The organism is Mesorhizobium sp. M7A.F.Ca.CA.001.10.2.1, from assembly GCF_003998575.1.
GTDB lineage: Bacteria > Pseudomonadota > Alphaproteobacteria > Rhizobiales > Rhizobiaceae > Mesorhizobium.
The window spans coordinates 1-3,090 of the sequence record NZ_RZQY01000697.1 but is presented as its reverse complement, the minus strand read 5'-3'; the positions used below and the strand labels follow the sequence as shown (position 1 = coordinate 3,090).

The following is a 3,090-nucleotide window of genomic DNA, read 5'->3' as shown; positions in this document are numbered from 1 at the left end:
GCGCCGCACAGGGCGAAGGTGATGCCCGGCTGGGCGAGCGTCCAGGCGATGACGATCTGCGCCGTCGACGCCTGGTGGCTCTCGGAGATCGGGGCGATTGCCTCTTTCAGCTTTGCGACTTTCTGCCGGTTGGCCGTGGAAAAGCGTGGGTTGTCCTTGCGCTGGTCGTCGCCGCCGAATGTGCGCTCTGGGTCGACCGTGCCGGTAAGCAGCCCCAGCGCCAGCGACGAGTAGCTGAGGGTGGCAATGTCATGGCGGCGGGTGATCGGCAGCAGGCTGCTCTCGATGTCGCGGTCGATCATCGAATAGCGCTCCTGGATCGCATCGAGCTGGCCGGCATCGATATACTGGCCAAGATCCTCGGCGCTGATGTTGCTGGCGCCAATGGCGCGGATCTTGCCGGCTGCCTTGAGCTTTTCCAATACCGCCATCGTCTCGGCGATCGGCGTCGTCGGGTCCTGCCAATGGGTGATGTAGAGGTCGATATGATCGGTGCCCAGACGGCGCAGGCTCTGCTCGATCTCATAGGCGATGCCGTCGGCGCCGAGATAGCGATGCACAGGCTTGCCGTCCTGATCGAAGAAATGGCCGCCCTTGCCCGAATGCCAGTTCAGCCCGCATTTGGTCGCGATCACCACCTTGTCGCGCTTGCCCTTGATGGCGGTGCCCACGATCGCCTCGCTGCGGCCAAGACCGTAGGCCGGCGCTGTGTCGATCAGGCTGAGGCCGGCATCGATCGAGGCTTCGATCGCCCTGACCGACTCCTTCTCGTCGGTGCCGCCCCACATCCACCCGCCAATCGCCCAGGTGCCCAGGCCTACGGCCGACGCCGATATGCCGGACTTGCCGATCTGCCGCTGGATCTGTCGAGAATTCATGCTACCTCCTGTTCGGCCAGCTCGAGGATCTGGAGCCCCGTGGCCTCGTCCGTGACGATGGTGTCGAGATGGTTGCCGCGCAGGGCGGCGAGGATCGGCGCGACCTTGCTGGGGCCGCTTGCAATGCCGATCGAGCGCGGGATGGTCGCGAACTCGTCAAGCGTCAACGAGACCAGCGAACGGTTGAGCGAGTAGTTGCAAAGCTTGCCCTGGCGGTCGATGAGATGAGCGAGCAGCTCGCCTGTCGCCCCGGACTTCTCGATCGCCTGGCGATCGGCATTCGAGGACGGATGCAGGTCGTAGTAGCTGGAATCGTCGGTCAGGATGGAGCCGACACCCACCACCGCGACATCCGCCTCGCGCGCCTTGCGAAACACGTCGGCGACGGAGCTGATGCCCATCAGCATTTCGCGCTGCTGCGCGGTGTCGGCAAACAGCGGCGCATGGATCTGGTAGGCGCGGCCGCCGAGCTTGTCGGCCATCAGCGAGGCGACGTGGTTGACGTCGGTGTAGTGCTTGCCCTGCACCAGGCCGGTTGCGGGAATGATCTCGACGTCGTATCGGCGCCCCGGCTTGAGACCGGCGACCAGCGCGCTGACGCCCTTGCCGCCGGTGATCGAGATCGTGTCGCCGTCCTTGATGGTGTCGAGCAGCAGCCCAGCCGCCGCCTCGCCGACCCGCTGCAGGGCCGTGTGCGGATTCTCGGAGACCGACGGCACCACCATCGCCCGCTCGATGCCGCCCAGCGCAACCAGCCGTGCTTCCAGGTCGACCAGATGGTCGATCGGCGACTTGATCTTGATCTCGACGAGGCCGAGCTGGTGGCCGCGCTTGATCAGCCGGTTGACCGTCGCGTGCGAGATGCCGAGTTCCCCGGCGATCTCGGCCTGGGTCTTGCCTTCGACGTAATGCAGGACAAGCGCCTGGTGCATTTGACGAACAGCGGCGATGTCGTCGCGGGTGTTGGGAGGGGCCATGGTCTTGCTGCGGTGCCTTTAGAGTTCAGGACTTCTTGCGGTGCAGGAAGTGATCGATCGATACGGCTGCGAGCAGGATGCATCCCTTGATCATGTCCTGCCAATAGACCGAGACATCGAGCAGGATAAGCGAGCTCGTCACCACCGACAGCAACGCCATGCCGAGGATCGCTCCGAAGATGGTGCCCGAGCCACCATTGAGCGAGGCGCCGCCGATGACGGCCGCGGCGATGATGTTGAGTTCCATGCCGGCGCCGAAGGTCGGTGTCGCCGCGCCGAAGCGCGCCATGTAGATGACACCGGCCAGTCCGGCCAGCGTCGAGCACAGCACCGTGACCCAGAACTTCACCTGATTGGTCCGGATGCCGGAGAACTGCGCGGCCTTCTCGTTGGAGCCGGTGTAGAAAACCTTGCGGAAGGCCGTGGCGCGACGCAGCAGGAAGTCGAAGATGGCCACCACGACGATGAAGATCAGGATGACATAGGGGATGTTGTTGAAACTGCCCTGGCCTATGGCCTTGAAGGCCGGCGGCAGGGTGAACAGCGACAGCGGCGTGCCCTTGGTGACCACCAGGCACATGCCGCGCACGATGACCATGGCCGCCAGCGACGTGATGAAATGATTGAGGCCGATCACGGTCACGAAGAAGCCCATCGCCGCGCCGATCAGCGCGCTGACGCCGATGCCGATCAGGCTTGCCGTCCAGGGATCGAGGCCGGCAAGGAACAGCGCACCCGAGACCACCATCGAGAAACACACGACCGAGCCGACGGAAAGGTCGATGCCGCCGACGATGAGCAGGATCGTCATTCCGACGACGACGATGCCTTCGATGGAAAAGCTCATCAGCATGGCGCGGAAATTGCCCCATGTCAGGAAGTGCGGCGAGGCGAAGCTCATGGCGATGCACAGCGCCAGGATGATGACGATCAGCCCGGCCTCGCGCATCGAGGCGAGCTGAGCGAAATTGATGCGCCGCCCGGCGGCCTTGATCTCGGCGTGCACGAGCGCTTCTCCTGATTCCCTAGGCGACATTCTGGGCCTGCCTTTGATTTGAACTGTCTTGAACGCCCGAGGCGAGCATGATGATGGCTTCCTCGCCGAGCTCGCTGGCGGCGAGTTCGCCGGCGATCCTGCCTTCGCGCACCACGACAACGCGGTCGCACAGACCGATCAGCTCCGGCAGCTCCGACGAGATGACGATGACGCCGACACCGCTGCCGGAGCTGATCGG

At 64.3% G+C, this 3,090-nt stretch carries 3 protein-coding genes and 1 pseudogene; all 4 read right to left on the bottom strand.

The genetic code is table 11. From position 1 onward, the window contains the following. Positions 1–878, bottom strand: an 878-nt coding sequence (locus tag EN964_RS30195) for an aldo/keto reductase (protein ID WP_164776090.1), incomplete at its 3' end; no start/stop codon positions are given. Next, entirely contained in the window at positions 875–1,855 is a 981-nt protein-coding gene (locus EN964_RS30190; protein ID WP_127271366.1) for a sugar-binding transcriptional regulator, read from the bottom strand. The genes EN964_RS30195 and EN964_RS30190, both read right to left, overlap by 4 nt. A 25-nt stretch (positions 1,856–1,880) precedes the next feature. Continuing rightward, positions 1,881–2,804, bottom strand: a complete 924-nt coding sequence (locus EN964_RS30185; protein ID WP_236383556.1) for an ABC transporter permease — start codon at positions 2,802–2,804, stop codon at positions 1,881–1,883. A 76-nt stretch (positions 2,805–2,880) separates the two neighbouring features. After that, positions 2,881–3,090, bottom strand: a pseudogene (locus EN964_RS30180) (D-xylose ABC transporter ATP-binding protein); the annotation flags it as partial.